General features: G+C 64.1%; 18 protein-coding genes and 1 pseudogene. 7 read left to right on the forward strand and 12 right to left on the reverse strand.

Going from position 1 to position 24,315, the window contains the following annotated elements; all coding sequences use genetic code 11:
- Together KJQ96_RS00470 and KJQ96_RS00475 are read right to left on the reverse strand one after the other, a co-directional pair.
- Positions 1–609 carry a YdcF family protein gene (locus tag KJQ96_RS00470; protein WP_213284757.1) on the reverse strand — a complete coding sequence of 203 codons (609 nt, stop codon included), beginning with the start codon at positions 607–609 and terminating at the stop codon, positions 1–3.
- Positions 610–689: 80 nt separating this feature from the next.
- On the reverse strand, positions 690–1,322 hold the full coding sequence (locus KJQ96_RS00475) for a hypothetical protein (protein WP_213284758.1): 633 nt from the start codon (positions 1,320–1,322) through the stop codon (positions 690–692).
- Positions 1,323–1,393: 71 nt separating this feature from the next.
- Between KJQ96_RS00475 and KJQ96_RS00480 the strand changes: the two genes are divergently transcribed.
- Complete coding sequence (locus tag KJQ96_RS00480) at positions 1,394–1,828, forward strand: hypothetical protein (protein ID WP_213284759.1); 435 nt, start codon at positions 1,394–1,396, stop codon at positions 1,826–1,828.
- Between the two features lie 19 nt (positions 1,829–1,847).
- On the opposite strand, the gene KJQ96_RS00485 is transcribed toward KJQ96_RS00480, so the two are convergent.
- Both KJQ96_RS00485 and KJQ96_RS00490 read right to left on the reverse strand, forming a co-directional pair.
- Positions 1,848–4,250, reverse strand: a complete 2,403-nt coding sequence (locus KJQ96_RS00485; protein ID WP_213284760.1) for an EAL domain-containing protein — start codon at positions 4,248–4,250, stop codon at positions 1,848–1,850.
- Positions 4,251–4,420: 170 nt separating this feature from the next.
- Positions 4,421–4,925: pseudogene (locus tag KJQ96_RS00490) on the reverse strand (ferritin-like domain-containing protein).
- A 383-nt stretch (positions 4,926–5,308) separates the two neighbouring features.
- Between KJQ96_RS00490 and KJQ96_RS00495 the strand changes: the two are divergent.
- Positions 5,309–6,364, forward strand: a complete 1,056-nt coding sequence (locus KJQ96_RS00495; RefSeq protein ID WP_213284761.1) for a YbhN family protein — start codon at positions 5,309–5,311, stop codon at positions 6,362–6,364.
- 96 nt (positions 6,365–6,460) lie between these two features.
- Complete coding sequence (locus tag KJQ96_RS00500) at positions 6,461–8,449, forward strand: hypothetical protein (protein ID WP_213284762.1); 1,989 nt, start codon at positions 6,461–6,463, stop codon at positions 8,447–8,449.
- On the opposite strand, the gene KJQ96_RS00505 is transcribed toward KJQ96_RS00500, so the two are convergent.
- Positions 8,446–9,048 carry a DUF2147 domain-containing protein gene (locus tag KJQ96_RS00505; protein WP_213284763.1) on the reverse strand — a complete coding sequence of 201 codons (603 nt, stop codon included), beginning with the start codon at positions 9,046–9,048 and terminating at the stop codon, positions 8,446–8,448. The two genes, KJQ96_RS00500 and KJQ96_RS00505, sit on opposite strands and share 4 nt — an antisense overlap.
- A 140-nt stretch (positions 9,049–9,188) precedes the next feature.
- Positions 9,189–10,217 carry an NAD(P)/FAD-dependent oxidoreductase gene (locus tag KJQ96_RS00510; protein WP_213284764.1) on the reverse strand — a complete coding sequence of 343 codons (1,029 nt, stop codon included), beginning with the start codon at positions 10,215–10,217 and terminating at the stop codon, positions 9,189–9,191.
- Between the two features lie 158 nt (positions 10,218–10,375).
- On the opposite strand from KJQ96_RS00510, the gene KJQ96_RS00515 reads away from it, so the two are divergent.
- Positions 10,376–10,831 carry a thioesterase family protein gene (locus tag KJQ96_RS00515; RefSeq protein ID WP_213284765.1) on the forward strand — a complete coding sequence of 152 codons (456 nt, stop codon included), beginning with the start codon at positions 10,376–10,378 and terminating at the stop codon, positions 10,829–10,831.
- 115 nt (positions 10,832–10,946) lie between these two features.
- On the opposite strand, the gene KJQ96_RS00520 is transcribed toward KJQ96_RS00515, so the two are convergent.
- Positions 10,947–11,267: a 2Fe-2S iron-sulfur cluster-binding protein gene (locus tag KJQ96_RS00520; protein ID WP_025588945.1), complete on the reverse strand. Its 321-nt coding sequence runs from the start codon at positions 11,265–11,267 to the stop codon at positions 10,947–10,949.
- Positions 11,268–11,398: 131 nt separating this feature from the next.
- Entirely contained in the window at positions 11,399–11,776 is a 378-nt protein-coding gene (locus tag KJQ96_RS00525) for an Hpt domain-containing protein (RefSeq protein ID WP_213284766.1), read from the reverse strand.
- A gap of 386 nt (positions 11,777–12,162) precedes the next feature.
- Between KJQ96_RS00525 and KJQ96_RS00530 the strand changes: the two genes are divergently transcribed.
- Complete coding sequence (locus tag KJQ96_RS00530; RefSeq protein WP_213284767.1) at positions 12,163–17,562, forward strand: hypothetical protein; 5,400 nt, start codon at positions 12,163–12,165, stop codon at positions 17,560–17,562.
- 147 nt (positions 17,563–17,709) lie between these two features.
- Here the strand turns inward: KJQ96_RS00530 and KJQ96_RS00535 are convergent, their stop codons facing one another.
- The 3 genes from KJQ96_RS00535 to KJQ96_RS00545 form a co-directional block, all read right to left on the reverse strand.
- The gene (locus KJQ96_RS00535) at positions 17,710–18,606 is read right to left on the reverse strand and encodes an MlaD family protein (protein ID WP_213284768.1); all 897 of its coding nucleotides are present in this window, start codon (positions 18,604–18,606) and stop codon (positions 17,710–17,712) included.
- A 111-nt stretch (positions 18,607–18,717) separates the two neighbouring features.
- Positions 18,718–19,488, reverse strand: a complete 771-nt coding sequence (locus KJQ96_RS00540; protein ID WP_213284769.1) for an ABC transporter ATP-binding protein — start codon at positions 19,486–19,488, stop codon at positions 18,718–18,720.
- Positions 19,489–19,490: 2 nt separating this feature from the next.
- Positions 19,491–20,624: an ABC transporter permease gene (locus tag KJQ96_RS00545; RefSeq protein WP_213284770.1), complete on the reverse strand. Its 1,134-nt coding sequence runs from the start codon at positions 20,622–20,624 to the stop codon at positions 19,491–19,493.
- A gap of 139 nt (positions 20,625–20,763) precedes the next feature.
- Between KJQ96_RS00545 and dgcA the strand changes: the two genes are divergently transcribed.
- On the forward strand, positions 20,764–21,759 hold the full coding sequence (gene dgcA / locus KJQ96_RS00550) for an N-acetyl-D-Glu racemase DgcA (protein ID WP_213284771.1): 996 nt from the start codon (positions 20,764–20,766) through the stop codon (positions 21,757–21,759).
- Here dgcA and KJQ96_RS00555 read toward each other — a convergent pair.
- Positions 21,729–22,928: an MFS transporter gene (locus tag KJQ96_RS00555; RefSeq protein ID WP_213284772.1), complete on the reverse strand. Its 1,200-nt coding sequence runs from the start codon at positions 22,926–22,928 to the stop codon at positions 21,729–21,731. The genes dgcA and KJQ96_RS00555 overlap by 31 nt on opposite strands.
- Before the next feature lie 76 nt (positions 22,929–23,004).
- Between KJQ96_RS00555 and KJQ96_RS00560 the strand changes: the two genes are divergently transcribed.
- Positions 23,005–24,312 carry a hypothetical protein gene (locus tag KJQ96_RS00560; protein WP_213284773.1) on the forward strand — a complete coding sequence of 436 codons (1,308 nt, stop codon included), beginning with the start codon at positions 23,005–23,007 and terminating at the stop codon, positions 24,310–24,312.
- The last annotated feature ends 3 nt before the right edge of the window (positions 24,313–24,315 follow it).

Consider the following 24,315-nt stretch of genomic DNA (forward strand, 5'->3'; position numbering starts at 1 on the left):
CTATCGGTCGCCTGCCGGGCTTGCCGGCCACTCTGCGATAAAGCCTCTCGCCTTGTACGGCTCGATCTTGTCCCATTCGTGGAGCATGCGGCGGCTGAATTCGGCGTCGGTGTGCCAGAGCGCCCGCGGCGTTTTGAAACTGTCGACCATGACCAGCATCTTCTCCACTTCCGGCCAGTGCCGGTGCAGCGTCATCGGATAGCGACGCGCGGTCCACGTATTGCCAAGGCAGATAACGCTGCGGATGTTGGCGAGGCCGAGCGCAGCATCGATGATCGGCAGCGAAAAGATGACGTTTTCGCCGGTGTTCATCGCGCGGTCCTCTCTCAGAATGATGTCGGCCGGAACGCCCCGCGCGATCATGGCACCCGCAATGACCTCGCATTCCGACAGATCCGATCCCGGCGTCACGCCGCCGCTCACGGTCGCCCAGCGAAAATATCCGTCGCGCCACAGCCTGCAGGCTTCATCGACGCGCTCCTCGACATCCTCGCGCGTCCCGAATACGAACAGCAGATCGGCCGGCCGTAACGGCGTCTCGATCAGATGCCGCGCGTTGATCGCGGCAATCTCGGCCTCGGTTGGCGATCGCCTGTTTCGATCTGTCACGGCAGTTCGTCTAATAACGAAAACGGTCCGATCATGATGCTGTGCGTCAGGCGTCCGGCGAAGTCACATTTCATTTCGCCTCATTTCGCGGGATTGCGAGGCGGCGGCGGGAGCAATGTCTCGGGCAGTTCATCGAACGTGTAGAGCCGCGGCTTGTTGCGCCAGATGAAGCCGCCCATCTGCCATCCGAACAGGGCGGCGAACCCGACCAGAAACAAGGCGCCCGCGAATTCACCGGTAGCGACTGCGCGCGCGAGCAATCCTGCGATCGCGATCGCGACCAACGCCAATAGCAGACAGCCGCCGGCATAGGTCATCGGCCCGATGCCGCCGACCAACGCGACCGTGCCGCGCGCGGCCTTCAGGCGCGCATGCAATTGCTCGATGAAGGCGCGGTAATCGCGGTCCTGCGGCGTCATCAGCACGACGGTGTGCCAGCTTGTCGAAAAAGCGGTGATGCGCTGGCCGCTCTTGTGTTCGATATCTGCGCGAAAGCGGCGCGACTGCATCGACATTGGCCGGTAGGAGAGACGCACAGCCACGATATCGGCGTACGGCCAGATCCCGGCCTTTCCCCTCGCCTGCCACGACAGCCCTTCATCCCTGAGTTCGAATTCATGCGCCGATCCGACCAGCGATGCCTTGTAAACATAGCGGGTTCCGGGCGTGCCCTCCCCTGCTGTCGTGGCCTGTTCCGTTAGTGAAGGGGACAATTCAAAAATCCCGTTGTCGGTTGAATGCGGCCTGCTTGCGCGGCGCGCTGGCTTTATCTTACAAGCGGGCCATGGCCGATACGACTTATTTTCCGCGTCGCCTGATCCTGGCCGGCGCGATTGTTTCCGGAGTGCTGCTGGCGCTGGCCGTGCACATGCTGGGCGCGGGTTACGGGCTCGATCTCGGCGGCCTGTGGCGAACCGACACAAGCGAATTCATGCCCGCGGGCGCGGCGATCGCGTGGTGGCTGATCGCGACAGTGGGCTTTTCGGGCGGCTATTTTACCGCCGACCTGATGCACAGCGCGGCCTCGGGCCAAATTCCGCAGCGGATGCGACAGTTCCTGATCGCAGTCGGCGTACTGATCCTTGCCGGCGCCGGACAAGCCGCCTCGGCGCCGAGCCCGGTCTCGACCGTGTCGGGCGTGCTCGCCGGCCTTGCAGCCTTATGCCTCGGCGCCGTGATGGCATTCTGCGGCGCGCATTTCGCGTTGCGCGAGGCTTAAAGAACCAAGACTCGAGAAGCTAAGCGACGACCCGCGCCCGTGGCTTCGATAGCATCGTTTCCACCTCGGCAGCGGGACGCGGCGGGCTGAACAGATAGCCTTGCGCCTGCGTGCAGCCCTCCTGGCGCAATAGCTCGAACTGCGCGTCGGTCTCGACGCCTTCAGCCGTGGTGATGATACCCAGGCTCTTGCCGAGGCCGGTCACGGCGCGGACGATCGCCATCGAATCATCGCGCGTCGCCAGTTCGGTGATGAACGAGCGATCGATCTTGATCTTGTCGAACGGGAAGCTGCGCAGGTAACTTAGGGACGAATATCCGGTTCCGAAGTCGTCGAGCGAAATCCGGACGCCAAAAGCGCGAAGCTCGTGCAGAACCGAAAGCGTCGCCTCGCTGCTCTGCAGCAGCACCGATTCCGTGATTTCGAGCTCGAGCCGGTGCGCCGGAAGACCCGAGGCTTTCAGCGCCTCCATCACCGTCGATACCAGATTGGGATTCTTGAACTGCACCGGCGAGAGATTGACGGCGACGCCGACATCCTGCGACCACTGGGCCGCGTCGACGCAGGCTCGGCGCAACACCCAGTCGCCGATCGGCACGATCAGGCCGGTTTCCTCCGCGAGCGGAATGAAGTTGGCCGGAGAGATCATGCCGCGTAGTGAATGACTCCACCGCACCAGCGCTTCGAAACCGACGACTACGTCTTTGGCGACGTCGCGGATCGGCTGGTAATAGACTTCGAATTCTCCACGCTGCAGCGCGGCGCGCAAGTCGAGCTCCAGGAGCCGCCGGGCCTGCGCGCGGGCGTCCATCCCGGTCTCGAAGAAGCGGTAGGTGCCGCGGCCGTCCTCCTTGGCGCGGTAGAGCGCGAGGTCGGCCTTCTTGAGGAGCTCGTCGGGGTTCTTGCCGTCCTCCGGCGCCAGCGAAATGCCGATGCTGGCCCCGATGACGAGGTGGTGGCCGGCAATCTCGTACGGCGCGGAAACCTTCTCGACCACGTGGCTGGCGAGCAAGGAAACGGCGGACGGGTCGCAATCGTTGCAGAACTGCACGATCGCGAATTCGTCTCCACCCAGCCTCGCCACCGTGTCATTCTCGGTGATGCATTCGCCGAGACGGCGGGCGACTTCTTTCAAGAGCGCATCGCCGACCGGATGGCCGAGCGAATCGTTGATGTCCTTGAAGTGGTCGAGATCGAGACAGAGCACCGCAAGCTGATCGCTGCGTTTGGCGAGCCGCAACGCCTTTTCGAGTTGCTCGCGGAACAACCTCCGATTCGGCAGATTGGTCAGCGCGTCATGGCGCGCCATGTGGGAAATCTGTTCCTGGGCAGCCTGCCATTCGGTGATGTCCTCGAAGGTCGCGACCCATCCGCCGCCCTTCATCGGCTGGTCGACGACGCGGAGCGAACGTCCGTTGCGGCCGATTGACTTGGTCACGGTTTTGCCGGCCTTGGCATCCGCTACCACCGCAGCGAAGAATTCATCGGGATCGCCGTCCCACTCGCCGACCGATTTCAGTTCGCGCAGAACGTCGATCAGCAACCGGCCTTGCAGCGGCATGCCGGACCGGTCCATCAACTCGACGTAGCGTTGGTTGAATAGCAGGATGCGGCCGTCCGCATCGAACATGCAAAGTCCCTGCGACATGTTGTCGAGCGCGCTATCGAGCAGGACTTTCTGTTGATGCAGCTCACCCTTGGCGCGGCGATCGATCATGGCCGCCAGCAGCGACAGCCCGAGGATGGCGAACGCCGCCACCGCTGTGAGGAAGGAAAGCGCGGTCGGTGAAATCGACAGCCCGTCGGTCCCGAGCGTCGGGTCGGGAATCAGCGTGACGGCGCCCATCGCCGTGAAATGATGCGAAACGATGGCAATCGTCAGCAGCCCCGTGGCGCCCATGGTATAGACGGGATCGTCACGACGCACGGCAACAAGAAGCGCCATGGCGGCAAACACGCTGCCAAGCACGATCGAGGCCACAACGATGCCTGGCGACCACACAATGAAGGCCGGAAGCTCGAGTGCGGCCATGCCGGTATAATGCATCGCTGCGACGCCCGCGCCGATCACTGCGCCACCGATCGCAACCACCGGCCAACGTGCGCTCGACAGCGCAATGCACAGACCGACGGCGACGATGCCTACCGCGAAGACCAGCGACAACAGCGTAACGGGAATGCTGTATCCGGCTCCGGCGCCAGGATCGTAGGCCAGCATCGCGACGAAATGGGTGGCCCAGATTCCGCAGCCGCCGACCGCTGAGTCGAGGCCGATCCAGATCGCGCGCGTACGGCCGCGCGAGGCCCTGGCACGATGAAACAGACTGATGGTGACTGCGCTGGCGAGCCAGCAAATGGCACCGGCAAGCACGACCAGACGCCAGTCATGCTCGGAAGTGAGGCAAGTTAGGACGCGGTACATACAGACCCCCGAAGGCCTGTAACAGCACCCCTATTGGTATATTTGGCGTAACCGCCGCGACGCAGTTGCGCGGATGGTGAACAAACGCTTTTTGGCATGCCAGGCATGCCGACGGAAACGCCGCGCGAGCTACGTGCCGGCGCGGCGTTTTGCCTCAATGGTGCGATGAATCAGCTTGCGGCTCGCAGATTGACCATGCCTTCCGCCAGCGAGGTCAGCTTCTTGTCGACCGTCTTTTCCTCGTCGAGCGTCTTCTGCAGGATGCTGGCGCAATCGTTGCGGCCGAGCTGCCGCGCCCACGCGACTAGGCTGCCGTAACGGGTGATTTCATAGTGCTCGGCAGCCTGGGCGGCGTTGATCAGGGCCGCGTCCAGCACGGACTTATCAGCGATTTCGCCCGCGACATCGTCGGCTTCCTCGATGATCCCGTCGATCGCCGGGCAATCGACCCTTCACCTCGGCGCCGTGCATCCGGAATACATCTTCGAGGCGCTGGATATGCGTCTTGGTTTCGTCGAGATGGCTCAGGAAACCCTGCTTGAGCTGCTGGTCGGTGGCCTTTTCGGCCATTTTTGGCAGCGCTTTCACGAGCTGCTTCTCGGCATAGTAGATATCCTGCAATTGATGGATGAACAGGTCGTTCATCGTCTTGATGTCTGTGGTGAACAGTCCCATTGCGGTTCTCCTTCATTCGGGAACACGCACGGCGCATGCCCCGTGCTGGCCGGACGCGCTTATGTTCGGTGCTGTTGGAGGCTAACTTGCTTGCGAAAAGGACGTTCCTGAAAGCCGCGAAAACGCCGCGATGGAACGGACGGAACGGCGCGGCAAAAAGCGCCCGCGGAACGGACCTCGTTGCGACTCAAATTCGTTAACGCCACGACATATGTATGGCGTATGACAAAGGCGGCGAACGACGCCAAAAGGCATGCTTGTCAAGGGCTGCACAACGGCCTGGTTTTGGCTTATGGGTTTCGCGCACGGTGCCTCTGACCGTCGACTGTCACCCGTCGTGGCAGGCCCCATTTTTACGTATTGCCGCCCCGCCGGGAGGATGAATGCATCGGCTGCTGACCGCGCTCAGGCGTGGCTTCAAGGAGAAGATCGGCTGGAAACGGCTGGGAATTGTCGCGAGTCTTCTCATCATAGCTCTTGCGATCACCCATCTGGTGCGCACCCTCAAGGGCGTCGACACCGGGGTCATTCTGACTGCGTTGACCGAAATCGCACCGCATCGCATCGCGCTGGCTGCGCTGTGCGTGGTGGGAGCGTTTTGCACGCTGACCTTCTATGATTTCTTTGCCCTGCGAACCATTGGCAAGACGCACGTGCCCTATCGCATCGCCGCGCTGTCGAGCTTCACGAGCTACACCATCGGCCACAATATCGGCGCCACCGTGTTTACCGGCGGCGCGATCAGGTTCCGAATCTATTCCGACTACGGTCTGACGGCAATCGATGTCGCAAAAATCTGCTTCCTCTCGGGCCTCACCTTCTGGCTCGGCAATCTGTTCGTGCTCGGCCTGGGCATGGCCTGGCATCCCGAGGCGGCGTCGGCGATGGACCTGTTGCCGCCGGCCATGAACCGCTTGATCGCGATCGGCTGCCTTGCCGGCATCGCCGCCTATTTCGTCTGGCTATTGATGGGCGAGGGCCGGCGCGAACTCGGCCAGAACGGCTGGAAGGTCGTGTTGCCCTCCGCCCGGCTGACGCTGCTGCAGGTCCTCATCGGCGTCGTCGATCTCGGCTTCTGCGCGCTAGCGATGTACTTGCTGATGCCGATGGCGCCGCACATCGATTTCGCTTCGCTGGCGGTGGTATTCATCCTGGCGACGCTGCTCGGCTTTGCCAGCCATGCGCCGGGCAGCATCGGCGTGTTCGATGCGGCGATGCTGGTGGCGCTGCCGCAGTTCGGCAGGGAAGAATTGCTGGCGACGCTGGTAGTGTTCCGGATCCTCTACTTCCTGATCCCCTTCGGCATCTCGATTTCGATCATGGGAACGCGCGAAGTCTGGCTCAGCGTGGTGCAGCCCTGGCAGGAACGGCGCCGGCTCAGCGAAGCGTGTACGGCCAAGGCCAGGGTGCGGCAACCGATCAAGGGCCGACAACCCTGAGCCGGTAACGGCGTCGTTATCTGCGCCGTCTGGTGTTTTGGGCCAGAGCTGCCTCATTCTCTTATTTCTGCCTTACCACTAACGTCAAACGACGCCATGGCTGGAATTCTCCTACGTTCGATGATGTCGGCCGCGCTGCTTGCCGGCGTGCTGATTGGAATAATCACGTCCGCGGCGGAAGCCCAGACCGCCGGCGGCTACGGGCCGCTGCAGATTTCCTGGGAGGTGCGCAACCGCTTCCGCCTGTTCCGCGAGGAGCGGGATTTCCTGCTGCATGCCGAAAGCGGACGCGGCCGCAGCGTGCTGGCTTCGGAGCAGGTGCTGGCGATCCAGAGCGACGGCCGCGGCTGGGCGCGCAACACCGTGAACCGACTCTGTATCGATCTTGCGGGCCGCGTCAGCGAGCCCTGCACGCGCGACAACACCAAAGAAAGCTATCTGACGCCGATCGATCATCCGGTCGTGATCCGCCTGACGGGCCCGGTGCCGGTCGGCGCGACCTGCGCCTGGACGGTCGACGACGGCGACGGCCCGCAAACTTCCACTTTCGACTGCGCCGAACCGGTCAATCTCCGCGTCCGCTATGGCCGCACCACAGTCGTGACCGCCGACATATCCAGCTCGGAAGGCAGTCAGCGCGCTTTCACCGAGATCGCGGTACGCGACATCTTCATAGCGGGTCTCGGCGACAGCATCGCTTCCGGCGAGGGAAATCCGGACCGTCCCGTTGCGCTAGCTGATGAAGGTTTTTGCTTCCGCTCCTATCTCGGAACAGCGGCCTCGCAATATTACCGGCCGAGCCGCGCGGGGTATAAAGGCGGACGGGCCTGCGAGGCGCCCGATTCCCTCGCCGTATGGCAGCGGCAGAGCGCGCTCTGGTTCAACCCTGCCTGCCACCGTTCGCTCTACAGCTATCAGACCCGGACCGCACTGGCCCTTGCTATACGATATCCGCACATCGCTGTGACCTATCTGCCGCTGGCCTGCACCGGCGCCACGATTGCCGACGGGCTGTTCGGCTCGCAGCGCGCCCGCGACTGCTTGCCGTCGAAATCGGGCGGTGCGTGCCAGGGCACCGTCAACGGGCAACTGGCCGAATTGCGTGAAGCCGTCGCCGCCGCGAAACGCCGCCAGTCGGACCGCCAGCTCGACCTGGTGCTGCTGTCGATCGGCGCCAACGACATCTACTTTTCCGGCCTTGTCGCTGACGTCATCGTCGACACGGCGACCGAACGCGCGCTGTTTCGGCGCAGCGGCGTGATGGCCTCGGTGGACGACGCACGGAGTGCGATGACGCGGGACCTGCCGCAGGGTTTTGCCAAGCTGCGCGAGGCGCTGAAGCCGCTTCTCGGCGGCGACCTGTCGCGAGTGGTCTACACCGCCTACGCCAATCCGACGCTGTCGAATGGCGGCGCGCCCTGCCCCGGCGGACGCGCCGGCTTCGACATTCATCCCTCGTTCAATGCCCAGCCGCAGCGGCTGGCGGCCGTGTCGAACTTCGTCGAAAGCGAATTCCTGCCGCAGTTGCGAGCGCTGGCGCTCTGCGAGGGCGGCATCCTCTGCCGCAATCCGCGCGCCGACCGCATGACCTTCGTCGACAGCCATCAAGCCAGTTTTGCCAATCACGGCTTCTGCGCACGCGCCGAAAACGATCCCGAATTCGACCGGCAATGTTTCTCGGCGACCGGCGACAGCTTCGATCCCGATCTCGTCACGGCCGCCAACCAGCCGATGCTGTGCGGCCGCAGCGCCGGCGAGTACCGCGCCTATCTGCCGCGGGCGCGCTGGATCCGCGACGCAAACGACAGCTACTTCGCGGCGATGACCTACCCGCAGGGCCTGCCGGCGTCGCAGCAGCCATCCGATATTCATGATGCGACCTGGGGCGTCTTGTCCGCGGTCTATGGCGGCGCGGTGCATCCGAGCGCCGAGGGCCACGCCGCGATGGCGGATGCCGCCGTGCCGGCGGCCGCCGCCGTGCTGCAGCTCGATGCGGCGGTGCCTGAAGTCACCTCGCAACCAATGCGGCCGATACCGGTTTTGCCGGACGTGCCGCGTCCACCAGGCAGAACCGGATTGAATTAGCGTGCAGGAGCCGGTGCTGGCGCAGTGGTCTTCTTGGGCGCTGCGGGGGTCTTTGCCGCACCGGTGGGCTGCTTCATCGCAGCGGCCTGCGCCGGCAGATATTTTGCGATGATCGCGGGATCGACCTGCGCCAGCGCCGTATCCGGCAGGCGCGTCCAGACCTCATCCCTGCCTAGCAGCGAGATGCCGAGATAGCCGCGCATCGTCAGCGTCTGCCCATCGGGACTGAGCGTCATCTTCGCCTTGTAGATCTTGCCATCGCGCGGGTCGAGCACGTTGCCGTTCTCGTACTTCAATCCATCGCGCTTCATGTCGCGGATGAAGGAGAGCCCGAGCCACGGCGCATCCTTTCGATCGTCAGTGCATTTCGAACAAGTCGGATTGGGAGCATCGCCGGGTTCGGAAAAGAGCTTGGCGAACACGCCCTCGAAGGCGCCGTTGCGATCAACGACGAGAAACCAGCCGACCGGCTTGCCCTTCTCGACCTTCTCCCACAGCCCGGCTGCTGAAGGTTCCGCCGGCTGCGCGGCGAGTTCACCGGCGAAAGCGAGCCCGATCAGAAGCGGGAGTATCAGTTGAAACACGGTCAGCTTGCGCACGTCATCACCTGATCAATTCGCTAATGGAATGGCCCCAAACATGGAATGGCCCCAGACTAAGGCCATTTCGCGGACGGTTCCAGCGACGATCGCCGCGCGCCTTGACAAAGCTCCGCGAGCCCAACTGTCATTTTTGGGAATCAGCTGACCCCGAGCTTCTTCTGCAGGCTCGACGAAGAGGTGGTGTACTGGAACACCAGCCGCTTGTCCGGATAGACGTAGCGGTGCGCCTTCTGCGCCATCAGCGCGCCCTCATGGAATCCGGACAGGATCAACTTGAGCTTGCCGGGATAGGTGTTGATGTCGCCGATCGCGAAGATGCCGGGAACATTGGTTTCGAACGCCGCGGTGTCGACCGGCACCAGATTGTTCTCGAGCGCGACGCCCCAGTTCGCAACCGGACCGAGCTTCATCGTCAGCCCGAAGAACGGCAGCATCGTATCGCACTCGATCTTGGAGACCGCGTTGTCGTTGCCCTTCATCATCGCCGCGGACAGCTTGCCGCCCTCGCCTTCGAGCGACGTCACCTGACCGATCTTCAGATCCATCTTGCCGTTCGCGACCAGCGCACGCATCTGCTCGACGCTGTGCGGCGCGGCGCGGAAATCGTCGCGCCGGTGCAGCAGCGTCACGCGCTTGGCGATCGGATGCAAATTGAGCGTCCAGTCGAGCGCGGAATCGCCGCCGCCGACGATCAGGATGCTCTTGTCGCGGAACTGCTCCATCTTGCGCACGGCATAGAACACCGAGGTGCCTTCATAGGCCTCGATGCCCGGCACCGGAGGACGCTTCGGCTGGAACGAACCGCCGCCCGCGGAAATCACCACCACCTTGCACTCGAACACCTTGCCGGCATCGGTGGTCACGCGGAATACCGGATCGCCGATCTTCTCGATCGTCTCCACCATCTCGTTGAGATGGAAGGTCGCGCCGAACGGTTTAATCTGCTCCAAGAGCGCGTCGGTGAGGCCCTGCCCGGTGACGAAGGGAATGCCGGGAATGTCGTAGATCGGTTTCTCCGGGTAGAGTTCGGCACACTGGCCGCCGATCTTGTCGAGGATGTCGACCAGATGCGCCTTCATGTCCAACAGGCCCAATTCGAAGACCGCGAACAGGCCGCACGGACCTGCGCCAATGATCAGCACATCGGTTTTGATCGCTTCGCTCATGTCAGCTTCTTTCGGTTGAACCTGGCGGGAAGGCCGCATCTGTCTAACCAACCCAGGGCTAACAGGAAAGCCATAATATGGCGTTTGCGACGGCCGCAACCCCTTGCCGTCATTCGACAAGTGGGCTGTAAGGGAACGAGATTTTCGGAGATGGCCCCGTGAATGCCCACTTGCGTCCCGACGCAACCCCGCGTCTGGAGGATTATCCTTATCGCTTGTCGGACAATGTGAGATTTGCCGACCTAGATCCCAACCAGCACGTTAATAACGCGGTCTACGCGACCTATTTCGAAACCGGCCGCGTCACGCTGATGAAGGACCCCAGCTATGGTTTGATGCCGGACGGCTTTGGCTGGATCATGGTCCGGCTCGACATCCATTTCCGCGCCGAATTGCGCTGGCCAGGCGCGATCGAAATGGGACTGGGCGTCGTCAAGTTCGGCAGAACTTCCGTCACCTTCGATCAGGTAGTGTTCTCCGAAGGCAAATGCGTTGCGTCGGCGCAATCGGTGTCGGTGCTGCTCGACGAAGCCACGCGCAAGCCGACGCCGCTGACACCAGAGATCCTGGCGAATTTTCAGCGCTGGATCCGTCGCGGAGCAAAGCCGGCATGAAGCGCGCGGCGAGGTTGGCCTGCGCGGAGTACGCGCCCGATTGCACGCTATATGCGGTCGACCACGATCTCGCGGAGACCGCAAACGCCGAATCGCACTGAACGTCTTCCGGAGCTCAGGCCTGCCGTTCCGGTGTCGACACCACGAGGCCGTCGAGGTCGTCGCTCACCTTGATCTGACACGACAGGCGCGAGTTCGGCCGCACGTCGAAGCCGAAATCCAGCATGTCTTCTTCCATCGGAGTCGGTGCACCGACCTTCTCGCGCCAGGCTTCGTCGACATAGACATGACAGGTTGCGCAGGCGCAGGCTCCGCCGCATTCGGCTTCGATGCCTGGAATGGCGTTGCGGATCGCGGCTTCCATCACGGTCGCGCCGTTCTCGACTTCAATGGTTCGTTTTTCGCCCGTGTGGTCGACAAAGTGGATTTTGGCCATGATCGCTCGTGCTGCCGGAATAGAAGTCCCGGCAGTCCTATAACGGGTCGATCCGCACAGCGCCAGCGGTCGAGACGAAAACCTGAGGCAGCATTTTACCGGGATTTTGGCCGATCCGGACCGCTTTCCGTTCAGGAACGATGCAGAACCGCTTCGATCGCTGCACGCGCCTGCTCAACCGCCCCGCCCAATTCGGCGAGCGGCGCTGATACGTCGGAGCCACCAGCGACTGCCGCCTCCAGCCGGGCTGCGGCGTCGGCGACCGCAAAAGCGCCGATCGCACGGGCCGAGCCCTTGAGCGTGTGCGCCAGCGCGCCGGCATCCGCAGGCATGGCGGCGAGCCTGTGCAGCAGTCTTGCCGATTGGGCCGAGAACATCGTCAATACCTCCCGCTCGAGGCCAGCATCGCTGAACGTCATGCGGTCGAGATGTTCGAAATCAATCGGCTCGTCGCCGGGAGCCAGCGGTGGCGATGGCATCCATTCTACCCGTTCGAGATGAAGCGGCATGGCAAGGTCCGGATCGCCCCGCCGCGTGATTCCCGGAGGGCATTTTGGTCAGCCAATCACGACAGCAGTTAACGGAACGTTCCCGGAATGCGCCGCAACTTTGCCTTGTTTCCGCCGACAATCTGCCCTGATCCTGGATTCGGTTCCAAAAAACTGTGTATCCTTAGGGCCTTAAGGAACAAAGCTGTTAACGATGATTAAGAAAGTCTTAATCACGGCCATTTCATTCGTATCGCTCAACCAATAGGATGTTCGCGGACGTAGCGGACAAGCTGCCGGCGGGCATGCTTGCGGTCCGCGGGGGATTATGAATCCGGCTTCGAGCTTGCGGGGGCATTTTTGCCAGGGCGGCCGGATGCGTAAGTTTAAGAGGGCTCGGACTGCACATGGCGAACAATCCCAAGAAGGTCAAAGATCCCACAGAAGTCGCGCTCTCCGCCATTCAGGAAGCGCTCAACATCAGCGATACGACCGTCGACCCCAGCCGAAATTCGATCGGCGGCGAACTCACGCAGCCGATGATGCCCACCGCCGCGCCGCCCTATTCAGAAACGCAGTTCGACACGCGCGCAGGCGCCGAGCGGCCGGCGCTTAATTCGATCGAAGAGCCGCGCGGCCCCCGCCGCGCCGCCAACGACGATCGCGAAACCATCGGCCAGATTCTGCAGGCGATCCAAAAGAACCATCCTGCCCGCAGCGTCTACACGCTTGCCACTGTGTTTGGCGGCGTCTGGGTGCTCGGTTGCGTCCTTCTGACCGCCAGCTTCCTGCCCTCGCTGCAGGCGGCGATCGGACAGAGCGGCGGCGTGCTGGTGCTCGCCGGGCTCGCGGCGTTGTTCTTTGCGCCGGTGCTCTTGTTCTACTTCCTCGCCAGCCTTGCCTGGCGCGGCCAGGAAATGCGGATGATCGCGCAGTCGATGGCGCAGGTCGCGATCCGCTTCTCCGAGCCCGAGGGAGCCGCCGCCGATTCGATGGTGACTGTCGGTCAGGCAATCCGCCGTGAAGTCGCCGCGATGGGCGACGGCGTCGAGCGTGCGATCGCGCGCGCCGGCGAGCTGGAAACGCTGGTCGCCAATGAAGTCGCAGCGCTGGAGCGCGCCTATAGCGACAACGAAGTTCGCATTCGCGCGCTGCTGCAGGACATCGCCCATCAGCGCGACAATCTGGTCGGCCAGGCCGAGCAGGTTCGCAGCGCCATTTCCGGCGTTCAGATCGACTTGCGCCACGACATCGCACTGATCTCGGACGCGATCGCCTCGCGCGTCGACGAGGTCGCAAAAAGCATCACCGGCGCACTGGAAGAGCGCGGCCAACACATCACGAGCGCCTTGAGCCATGCCGGCGACAACATGATCCTCGCGCTCGGCGAGCGCGGCGGCGACCTGCTTGATCGTCTGGAAGAAGCCAGTGCCGAGACCACGCGTGCCGTGCTCGACGCTTCGGAGCGGCTGACCACCAGCCTCAACTTCAAGACCGGGCACGTCCATGACGAGTTCGTCGATCTGGCCGATCGCGTCCATGAGATGCTGAACGAGCGCCTCGATCGCATAACTAGCGAATTCGAGCAGCGCTCCTCGACCATCGTCGACGGCATCTCGGACCGCACCGAGCAGGTCCACGACTCCCTGAAGAATTCGTCCGACTCGCTCTTGCTCGAACTCGAGTTGCGCTCAGGTGATCTCGTCAGCAAGATCGACGACGCCGGCAACCGCCTCGCGAGCCGCATTCTCACCTCCGGCGACAAGGCCAGTGACGCGCTGGACGTGACCGTGAACACGCTGGTCGCCAAGGTGATCAGCCAGACCGAGAACGCGCACGACAGCCTCGCCCTGCAGATGAACGCTTTCGACGAGCTGGTGAAGAACCAGGGCTCGGAGCTTTCGGAAAAGTTCGCCCGCGACAGCGGCACCCTGGGCGCGCTGATCACGCGGCACATCTCCGAATTCGACCGCACCGTCAAAACCTTTGGCGGCGAGATCGTTGAGCGGATGGGCCAGCGGACCCAGGAGATATCAGACAACCTGAAGAATTACGTCGACACTTTCGACACCCGCCTGGTCTCGAACAGCGGCGAGATCACCGCTTCGCTCGATCAGCGGCTGCTGCAGTTCGAAACCCAGCTCGGCACCCGGGTCAACAGTCTCGACGCTTCGCTCGACAGCAAGATCAAGTCGTTCGACGAGACCATCGACGGTCGCCTGAAATCGCTGGAAACCACTTTCGACACCCGCGCCAAATCCGTCACCGAAACCATCGATGGCCGCCTCGGTACGCTGGCAACCTCGTTGACCGATGGCGCGGCGCAGGCGATCCAGTCGATCGACCAGCGGCTCGCCCTGCTCACCTCATCGCTGACCGAGGGCACTGCACAGGCGATTGCCGCGGTCGATCATCGCATTGCCAACGTCACCGAGACCATCGACGGTCGCAGCGCCCATTTGACCGACACTATCCAGGCGCGGTTCCAGGAAATTCATCAGGGCATTGAAACCCGCGTCGGCGACATTGCCAACGGCGTCGAGACCAGGGTCGGCGCCATCGCCAGCGACATCGACACCCGCGTGGCGCAATTTGAGGATCTGCTCGGTTCGCGCATCGAGGCTGTGGCCGGCCGGATCGAAAGCAGCGGCCGCCAGGCCAGCGAAGATCTGATGTCGCGCGCCGAAATGCTGTCCTCCGGCATCAAGTCGCATGTCGAGGACGCCGAACGTTCTCTGACCAACCTCGTGGTCAATACCTCCGAAACCATCCAGACCGGCGCGCGCAGCGCGCAGCAGGCGCTGCTGACGGTTTCCTCCGATGTCGGCGCGCAACTCAAACTGACCTCGGCCGAGGTCGAGGCCGCCCTCACCGCGGTGGGCACCGGCGCGGCCACTTCGATCCTGACCAGCGCCAAAGATGCCCAGACCACGCTGGTGTCCGCGTCCTCCGAGGCTGCCGCCCAAATCAAATCTCTCGCCGCCGACGTCGAGCGCACCCTCTCGGCCGCAGGCGACGCCACGGCCGCATCGGTTCTCGCCGGCGCGCGCGAGGCGCAGACCACGCTGGTGACCGCGTCCGCCGACGCCGCAAGCCACGTCAAGTCGCTCGCCATCGATGTCGAGCGCTCGCTGTCGGTCGCCGGGACGGCAACCGCCGAAGCCGTCACCGCAGGTGCCCGTGAAGCACAGAGCACGCTGGTTGCCGCCTCTACCGAGGCCGCCAATCAGGTCAAGTCGCTTGCAGCCGACGTCGAACGCTCGCTCTCGGCCGCCGGCACGGCAACCGCCGAGGCCGTCACCGCAGGAGCCCGCGAGGCGCAGAGCACGCTCGTTGCCGCCTCCACCGAGGCCGCCAATCAGGTCAAGTCGCTTGCGGCCGACGTACAGCGTTCGCTGTCGATCGCCGGAACGGCGACCGCCGAGGCGATCACGGCAGGCGCCCGCGAGGCCCAGAATACCCTGATCAGCGCGTCCGCCGAGGCATCGACCCAGGTCAAGGCGCTCGCCGCCGACATGGAGCGTTCGCTCTCGATGGCTGGCAATGCCACCGCCGAATCGATCACGTCGGGCGCACGCGAAGCCCAGAACGCGTTGATCACGGCGTCGACGGAAGCCGCCAACCACGTCAAGTCGCTGGCGATCGACGTCGAACGCACGCTGACTTCCGTCGGGACCGACACTGCGGCCTCCATCCTCGGCACCGCGCGCGAGGCCCAGAACTCGTTCACTGCGACCTCTGCGGAGGCCGCTAACCAGATCAAGGCGATCGCCGCCGACATGGAGCGTTCGCTCGGCGCCGTCACCGCCAGCACGACCGATACCATCCAGACCACCGCGCAGAACGCGCAGAGCGTGCTGGTCGCCGCAACGAACGAGGTCAGTTCCAAGGTCAAGTCGACCTCGGCCGATATCGAACGTTCGGTGCTCGCCGCAAGCAGCAATTTCGGCTCGACGATGACCGGCAAGACCGACGAAATCGTCACCTACGTCCAGCAGCAGACCGACCGTCTGGCGCAGATCGTCGACAGCCGCCGCGGTTCGTTGGTCGAGGCGCTCAGCGCCAGGACCACGCAACTGACGACAGACATCGACCGTGTCACCGGCGACGCCCTGAAATCGATCGAAACACGCGGCCAGGCGTTCTCGCAATCGATGTCGACCCACGGTTCGGAAGTCGCGCGCACGATTACCACCGCAGGCGACCTCGCCACCGGCGCGGTAGCCAAGTCGCTGAAGGACCTCGAACAGGCGTCGCGCTCGGCCATCGACCAGTCGCGCCAGGTATCGATCGCCGCCGTCACCGAAATGCAGGAGACCAGCAAGATCCTGCGCACCGACACGGTGGCGCTGTTCGAGCGGCTGCGTGAAGGCAACATCCTGCTGCAGGAAGTGCTGACCGGCGCCCACGACAATCTCAACTCGCTGGAACGCGCGCTGGTGACCCGCGTGGCCGACTTCGTATCCGCGATGAACGATGTCACCGCGCGCAACGGCGTCGCGACCCAGACCCTGGAAGACCAGTTGACCGTGTTCAACTCCAAGACGACGAAGGCGCTGGAGGATCTCGGCGCGCTGTCGAGCGAGTTCGAAAAACACGGCAAGGAGCTGGTCGAAGCAGCCGGCGTGGTCGAAGAGGCGAACCGCTCCACCTCGATGTCGGTCGCCGACCGCAAGTCGCAGCTCGAATCGCTGGTGACCACCATCGACCTGCGCACAACCGATCTCGACCAGCGGCTGTCGCGCTTCACCGGCCTGCTCGACGAATCGCTTGCCGCGGCGGAAGAACGCGCCCGCGATATCGCGCGCGTCGTGGCGGAAACCGCCGGCGCAGGATCGGCCGCGATTAGCCGCCAGTTCGAAGCCGTGCGCGCTGCGGCCGAAAACGAGCGGCAGCAGACCCTCGACGCAATGAACGATCTGTACCAACAGAGCACGCATGAAACCGACGCGATGTTCAAGCAGTCAACCGAGAAGTTCGCTGCGATGGTACAGTCCATGAAGCAGATGGCCGCCGAAATGCATCAGGAGCTCGAGGCGACGCGCAACGAGCTGCGCCGCGGCGTGCTCGAGATGCCGCAGGAGGCGGCCGACAACACCGCGCAGATGCGCAAGGTGATCGTCGACCAGATCGAGGCGCTTGCCGAGCTCAATCGTATTGTCGCGCATCATGGCCGCGGTCTCGACGTCGTGACTGCCGGCCGCGCCAGCGTGCAACGCCAGGAAGAGCCCGTGATGGCAGCGGCCGCCGGCGGCCGCAACGAAGTGCGGATGCGCGAAGCCGGCAGCGCATCGACGCTGCCGCCGCCGGATCTCGGCATGCCCGCCCAGCGCCGCGCCGAAGCTCCGCCGGTCAGTCCGGTGAGCCAGGATGCCGGACGCGGCGACGGATGGCTGTCCGACCTGCTCCACCGCACCGACGCAGGTACGGGACGTGAGGCTCCCCGTGGCCGCCCGCCGCAGACTCCGGTCAATCCGCTGGAGTCGCTGTCGCTCGACATCGGCCGGCTGATGGATCGCAATCTCGCCGCCGAAATGTGGGATCGCTACCAGCGCGGCGAGAGCAAGGCGTTCAGCAAACGCCTCTACACACCGGCCGGCCAGAAGGCGTTCGATGAGGTCGCTCGCAAATATCGCGCCGATCGCAGTTTCAAGCAGACGGTCGATCGCTACATCGCCGAGTTCGAACGGCTCTTGGACGAAGTTGCACGCGAGGATCGCGGGCCGCAGGCGCTGCGCGGCCACCTCACCTCGGAGACCGGGCTGGTCTACACCCTGCTCGCTCACGCAGCGGGACGGCTGGGGTAACGGCTGCGAATAGCGCGTGGCAAATAGCGAATGAAAACGGAGGCCTCGTGGCCTCCGTTTAGCTTTTCAACCACAATCGAAGATGCGGCGCTCGCCGTCATTGCGAGGAGCCACCGGATCCGGCCTTCGGCCGGCCCTCGCCCCCTGCTACTGCCGCTTCTGCCCGTTCGGCGCCCTTGGGGCCGCCGCGGCGGCTGGCGGCGGTGGCGGCGGTGCTGCCGCCTGGCTGTTGCTGCTGCTGCCGCCGCCGAAGATCACCCGGGTCGGGTTGCGGTCGAAATTGTTCACGGCGCGGCTGATGTCGGAGAGCGTGCGCCGGCCATCGGCCATCAGCGCGCCCGACCGCTTGTCGAAATCCTCGGCCAGTTCGCGGATCGACTTGACCATGAGATTCAACTCGCCGCCGGCGGCGCCGCCGGCGATCGTATTCAACCCGAGCATGAGACTGTCGGCCTTGCCCATCACGCCATCGACCCTGAGCATGACGTTGTCGATCTTCTCGGAGTTGCGCGCGAGCGCTGCCGTAAAGGTCTCGAGGTTTCGCAGCGAGTTCTTCACCGATTCCTGATTATCGGCGACAAGCCGGTTGACGTTCTGCAACGTGGCGCGGATGGACTCCGTGACATCCTGCAGCGCGCTCGGGTCGGCGGTCAGCATCGGCACGCCATCCTCGTCCAGCGGCACGGCGGGAGCGCTCTCCTCGCCGCCCTTCAGCGAGATCGCCGCGACGCCGGTCAGCCCCTGGAATTCGAGACCGACGAGCGTGTCTTTCCGAATCGGCGCGTTGTTCTCGACCATTGCCAGTGCGACCACGCGCCGCGGATTGTCGAGTTTGACCGAGACAACCTCCCCTATCCTAATACCGTTAAAGTTGACGCTGCCGCCGTTGCGCAACCCGGACGCCGGGCCTTCGAATACAATTCGGATCGGGCTGCGCTGCTTGGTGGTGTGCAGGCTCTGAAACCACAGCACGAAGCCGAATGCGGCGGCGATCACCGCCAGCGTGAAGGCCCCGATCAGGACGTAATTCGCCCGCGTTTCCATAATTCAAGGTACTCCGAAATCAGATCTATCCAGCGTTGCCGATAGACCCTTCATTTATCTCATGTTTGAGCACGATCTGACCCGAAAAACCGATCACACTTTTGGGGGGCCCTATCCCATCACAGCGCGGGCGCGCTTGCCGTGGAAATATTGCCTCAGCCAGGGATGCTGTGAGGCCTGCATGTCAGCAATCGATCCTGCGGCAATGATCTTACCGTTCCCTAAAACCGCGATGCGATCGCAGGCCGTGTAAAGGCTATCGAGATCATGGGTTACCATGAAAACCGTCAGGCCCAAAGTACGCTGCAGGGTGCGCACCAGCTCGTCGAAATCCCCCGCGCCGATCGGATCGAGCCCCGAGGTCGGCTCGTCCAAAAACACCAGCTCGGGGTCGAGCGCGAGTGCGCGCGCCAGCGCCACGCGCTTGATCATGCCGCCCGACAGTTCGGACGGATAGCGGTCGGCGACGTCGGGCCGCAGGCCCACCATGCCGAGCTTGGCCACCATGATCTCGTCGAGCAGCCGCTGCGAGACGTTGAGATATTCGCGCACCGGAAACTGGATGTTCTGCCGTACGGTGAGCGAGGAAAACAGCGCGCCTTGCTGAAACAGGATGCCCCAGCGGCGCTCGACGCCGCGGCGTTCGGAGGCGCTCGCCGCATCGAGATCGACGCCGAACACCTCTATGCGTCCACTGAGCTTGGGCACCAGACCGATGATGGTGCGCGTCAGCACCGATTTTCCGGCGCCCGACGGCCCGACAAATCCCAAAATCTCGCCGCGCTTGACGTCGAGGTTGAGTCCGTCGAGCACCCGCGTCTTGCCGAACTGCACGGTGATGTCGCGGACCCGGATGATCGCGTCGGAAAGCTCACCCACCATGGTCACATTCCGATCGACGCGAAGAAGATGGCGAACACGCCATCCATCACGATCACGAAGAAGATTCCCTTCACCACCGAGGACGTCGTGTGCTGCCCGAGCGACTCGGCACTGCCCTGCACGGCCAGTCCCTCGACGCAGGCGACGATGCCGATGACAGCCGCCATCACCGGCGCCTTGATGAGACCAACGATGAAATGATCGATCGAGATGGCATCGCGCAGCCGCAGCAGGAAAGCTTCGGGCTCGACCCCGCCATAGAGCCACGCCACCAGCCCGCCGCCGTAAAGCGCCGCCATCGCGCCGAGGAACGCCAATATCGGCAATGCCAGCACTAGCGCCAGCATCCGCGGCAGGATCAAAACCTCAATCGGATCGAACCCCATGGTGCGCAGCGCGTCGATCTCTTCCCGCATCTTCATCGAGCCGAGCTCGGCGGTGTAGGCCGAGCCCGAACGTCCCGCTACCATGATCGCCACCAGGAGCACGCCGATCTCGCGCAGCACCAGCACGCCCAGCATGTCCACCACGAAGATGTCGGCACCAAACTTACGGAAATGGAAAATGCCCTGTTGCGAAATGATACAGCCAATCAGGAACGTGATCAGCACCACGATCGGCACCGCGCGCCAGCACACCTGCTCCAGGTGATGGATGGTCGAGGTCAGGCGGAAGTGGCGGGGACGAATCAGGACATGGGCGGCTGCGGCGAGCACCGCGCCCAGCATATCGATCAGCCCGATCAAGGTGCCGCCGATGCCGGCCACGGCGCGGCCGATCTGCTCGAGCATGCCGGTGATCGTCAGCCGATCGGTTTCGACGATTGGCTCGGCCTTCACCCGCCGCACCTCGTCGACCAGGCTGGAATAATTGGCCGAGAGCCCGCCGATCTGAGCCTCGATGCCGCCATGGGTCAGGCTGCGGCGCAGCCGCTCGATTAGCCAAGCGCCGAACGTGTCGAGCTTCGACACCTGCGAGACGTCGATGGAGATGTTGGGCCGGGTGCCGCCGAGTTTCTCGGCGTCGGCGACCATTCGTTCCAGCACCGGCGCAAAGCGCGCCGTCCAGGAACCGGCTGCACACAGCGCCAGCCCGTCGCCCCTCGCTATCCGCTCCAACGTCGGGTCGCCGCTCACCAATGCCCACCCCTCGGCCGATACCGATGCGAATCCCTTGGGTTCCGCACGCCGTATTGCCTTGTCGAATCTGTCCCTAACCAGCCATAGTTGGTAGCGGCGGGCAAGCTTGCGGTTCACAAAATTGCCAGATTTTAAAATGACTTCCAGCCCATCTCGAAAGCTTGCCGTCAGCATCGAACGCTGGCCCATCGCAGGCGCGTTCACCATCAGCCGCGGCGCCAAAACCGAAGCGGTTACCGTCGTCGCCGCCGTGAGCCAGGGGGACCGTACCGGGCTCGGCGAATGCGTGCCCTACCCGCGTTACGGCGAGACGGCGGAAGCGACGCTTGAAGTCCTTAATGCGATGCAGGAACCTCTTGCCAAGGGACTGGACCGAGCGGCGCTGCAAGCGGCGATGCCGGCCGGCGCCGCCCGTAACGCGCTGGACTGCGCGCTATTGGACTTCGAAGCCAAGAGCTCGGGCCAACGGATATGGACTCTGCTCGGACGGCCGGCGCCGCGCCCCTGCACCACCGCCTTCACGATTTCGCTGGGCACGCCGGAGGCGATGGCCTCGGCAACCGCCAAGGCCTCGCATCGGCCGCTCTTAAAGATCAAGCTCGGCGGCGATGGCGATGAAGCGCGGATTGCGGCGGTACGCAAAGCGGCTCCCGAATCCGAATTGATCGTCGATGCCAACGAAGCCTGGACGGCGGACAATCTCGAATACCACCTCGCCGCCTGCGCCAACGCCGGGGTCACGCTGGTCGAGCAGCCACTGCCGGCCGGGCGCGACGAGGCGCTGGCCCGCATCAAGCGCCCGGTCGCGGTCTGCGCCGACGAAAGCGTGCATGATCGCGCCTCGCTGGAAGGCCTGCGCACGCGCTACGATGCCGTCAACATCAAGCTCGACAAGACCGGTGGGCTGACGGAGGCGCTGGCGATGGCGGATGCCGCCCAGGCGCTCGGCTTCGAGATCATGATCGGCTGCATGGTTGCGACCTCGCTGGCGATGGCGCCGGCCATGCTGCTCGCGCAGCAGGCGAGATTCGTCGATCTCGATGGCCCCCTGTTGCTGGCGCGCGACCGCGACGGCGGCCTGCGCTACGACGGCAGCCTGGTCTATCCCCCGGAAGCCGCCTTGTGGGGCTGATGCGCGAGCCGGTCCCGCGCCAGCCAGACCACCAGCCCGCCGAGGGCGGCCATCGCCGCCATCACGTAGTAGATGCCTTGTCCCCAGGTCTCGTAGATCGTGCCTGACCCGATAGAGGCGAGGCCGGCGACGATGCCGCCGCAGGCGGTCAGATAGCCCTGTGCGCGCGCCATCACGTGGCCGGGCACGTGATGCAGCATCAATCCCATGATGCCGACCTGCGTCAGCCCGAAACTCAGTGCATGCGCGAGCTGGACGATCGCAAGGACAGCAAGCGGCAGGTCCTGCGCCGTCAACACCCAGCGCGCGGCCGCGCTCAGCGCCGCGATCACCACCAGCATCGACGGCTGCAGGGTGAACCGTGGCGACAGCGCGAACAGCACGATCTCGGCGATCACGCCGAGCACCCACAGAGCCGCAATCGTGAGCCCGTCGAACCCCGCTTGTTGCCAGGCAATCGACGCGAAAATGTAATAGGCGGCATGGCTGCCCTGGATCAGCGCCGACGCCACGATGATCGCGAGAAAGCCGCCGTCGCGCAGCAATGCGCTCGCGCCGCCGGTGACCGGGCGGGCGCTCTTGACGTCGTCTAGCGGCTCCAACGCGAGGCTGGCGAGCGCCCCAAGCGCCGCCGAGCCGGCGATGATCCAGATCAGATTTCGGGCGGCGATGAGGTCGAGCAGCATTCCGCAGACCAGCGCGCCCAAGACGAAGGCGGCGGAGCCCCACAGCCGCAACGGCCCATAGTTGAGGCCGTAGCGCTTCACTCCCCGCAACGCATAGGCATCAGTGAGCGGCACCATAGGCGTCCACAGGCAGCAGGTCAGCGCGTAGATCAGGAACACCAGCACCGGCAAATGCTGGGTGCCCAGCACGAAAAAGCCCAAAGCGGTGGCGAAGGCGGTCAAGATGATGCCGCCGCGCAAGGCCTGCCGCCGTTCCGCAAGGCCCGTCACCACCGGAAGGGCGGTAAATCGGCTCACCGGCGGCACGGCCGTGATCAGCCCTATCCAAAACGCATCGATCCCGACTGCCTTCAACCATATCGTGAAAAACGGCAGATGGGCGCCGGTCATGCCGAACAGCGTGCCGTAAAACAGCGCCACCCGGGTCGCGAATCGCTTTGATGCACCTTGAGAAGCGATGGGGATTTGTGATTCGCTTGGCATCAATTCAATTGCGATTCGGTCAATATCGTGTTGTTTCGTTATCGCAATGCGCGCCGATTTGCGCGAAGAGTTTGACATGGCCGACGAAGCATTCGCCCTTTCGCCGATCTCAGCACGCGCCGCGCTGCCGAGCGAGGAGGACTATGCTGCGATTGCCGAAGCCTTCATGGAGACTTCGCGGGGCCGCTGGTTCCTGACCGAATACGCCAAGCGCAACCGCAACGCCGACACCCGCATGGTGCTGGACGCGGTGGCGCGGATCGAGCAGAGCCTCACCGCCCAGCGGGAAGAGACCCTTCAGCGGGAAGCAAACCTCCAGCGGGAGGAAGGCCTTTCGGCGCAGCAGGCGGCCGAAGCCGTCGCTGCGGCTGCCGCGGCGCAAGAGCGCCTGACCGAGGCGCTTGCAGCTATCCGCGGCGCGGTCGAGGCGGCCGAGGAATCCGCGGTCGAGGCGCTCGACAGCCTCGCGCTGGAGCAGCGGCTGGCCCCGGTCCGCAAGGGCGCACGGGTGCTGCGCGAAATCGCCTGGCGGTTGCGGGAAATCGGCAATGACGGGCGAATTTGCGACCTGATCGATTCGCAGGTCACCGTCATCGAAAAGGGCACCGAACAGTTCTCCTCCGAGGAGGCGCGAGCAGCGCTGCGTGCGGCCTTCGCCGCCCTCCAGGGCCGGCTTGTGGAATTCGGGGACGAGGACCAGTCGCCGGCGCCGGCTGCCGAGCCCGAGGCGGCGGCGCCTTCCCCGGCAGCGGAGAAAGCCTTCGCGCAGGAAGCACTGGAAGCTGCCGAGACGCCATTCCCTTCGATGGCCGCATCCGCAGAGGCCGCGCTTGCAGCGGCGGAAGCCGCGCTGACGGAAGCGGAAACGCCGCTGGCTGCCGAAAGCGCCACCGCTCCAGAGGCTTCGGCCAAAGATACCTCCGTGCAGGACGCGACCGTCCAGCACGCGGCCGCCCAAGACGCTGCTGCCCAAGACAACTCCGTCCAGAACGCCGACGCTCAGGCCGCTGATGCCCAGGACGCTGATGCGCAAGACGAGGCGGTCCTCGACATGATCGCGATGGAGATGGGCGCACCGGATCCGATCAGCGACGAGGAGGTTGCCGAAGCGATAGCCGAGCAGGTCCGTTTGGCGGAGCCTGCCAAGATCGTCGCCGAAGCGCCCGAACCGGTCGCCACATCGTCGCCGCCGCCGGTCCAACAGATGGTTCAGCCGCCTCCGCCGCCTGCTACCGCACCGGCACCCGTCGCGGCAGTAGAAGTGTCGCTCGGCTCGACCCTCATCGCGAGCGGCATACTGCGAAAGCCGGTCACGCCGGCCAACGACCCGCTGGCGCCGATCCGGCGCATGAGCCAAGCCGAGAAGATCGCGTTCTTTTCGTAAGCA

Source organism: Bradyrhizobium sp. sGM-13 (assembly GCF_018398875.1).
In the GTDB taxonomy this organism is placed as follows: domain Bacteria; phylum Pseudomonadota; class Alphaproteobacteria; order Rhizobiales; family Xanthobacteraceae; genus Bradyrhizobium.

Coding starts and splice junctions, on each gene's coding strand:
- KJQ96_RS00525 (WP_213284766.1), bottom strand. CDS start 11,776: ATGCCGCTTCATCTCGAACGGGTAGAATGGATGCCATCGCCACCGCTG.
- KJQ96_RS00555 (WP_213284772.1), bottom strand. CDS start 22,928: ATGCCAAGCGAATCACAAATCCCCATCGCTTCTCAAGGTGCATCAAAG.
- KJQ96_RS00510 (WP_213284764.1), bottom strand. CDS start 10,217: ATGAGCGAAGCGATCAAAACCGATGTGCTGATCATTGGCGCAGGTCCG.
- KJQ96_RS00535 (WP_213284768.1), bottom strand. CDS start 18,606: ATGGAAACGCGGGCGAATTACGTCCTGATCGGGGCCTTCACGCTGGCG.
- KJQ96_RS00520 (WP_025588945.1), bottom strand. CDS start 11,267: ATGGCCAAAATCCACTTTGTCGACCACACGGGCGAAAAACGAACCATT.
- KJQ96_RS00540 (WP_213284769.1), bottom strand. CDS start 19,488: ATGGTGGGTGAGCTTTCCGACGCGATCATCCGGGTCCGCGACATCACC.
- KJQ96_RS00500 (WP_213284762.1), top strand. CDS start 6,461: ATGGCTGGAATTCTCCTACGTTCGATGATGTCGGCCGCGCTGCTTGCC.
- KJQ96_RS00485 (WP_213284760.1), bottom strand. CDS start 4,250: ATGTACCGCGTCCTAACTTGCCTCACTTCCGAGCATGACTGGCGTCTG.
- KJQ96_RS00530 (WP_213284767.1), top strand. CDS start 12,163: ATGGCGAACAATCCCAAGAAGGTCAAAGATCCCACAGAAGTCGCGCTC.
- KJQ96_RS00560 (WP_213284773.1), top strand. CDS start 23,005: ATGGCCGACGAAGCATTCGCCCTTTCGCCGATCTCAGCACGCGCCGCG.
- KJQ96_RS00480 (WP_213284759.1), top strand. CDS start 1,394: ATGGCCGATACGACTTATTTTCCGCGTCGCCTGATCCTGGCCGGCGCG.
- dgcA (WP_213284771.1), top strand. CDS start 20,764: ATGACTTCCAGCCCATCTCGAAAGCTTGCCGTCAGCATCGAACGCTGG.
- KJQ96_RS00495 (WP_213284761.1), top strand. CDS start 5,309: ATGCATCGGCTGCTGACCGCGCTCAGGCGTGGCTTCAAGGAGAAGATC.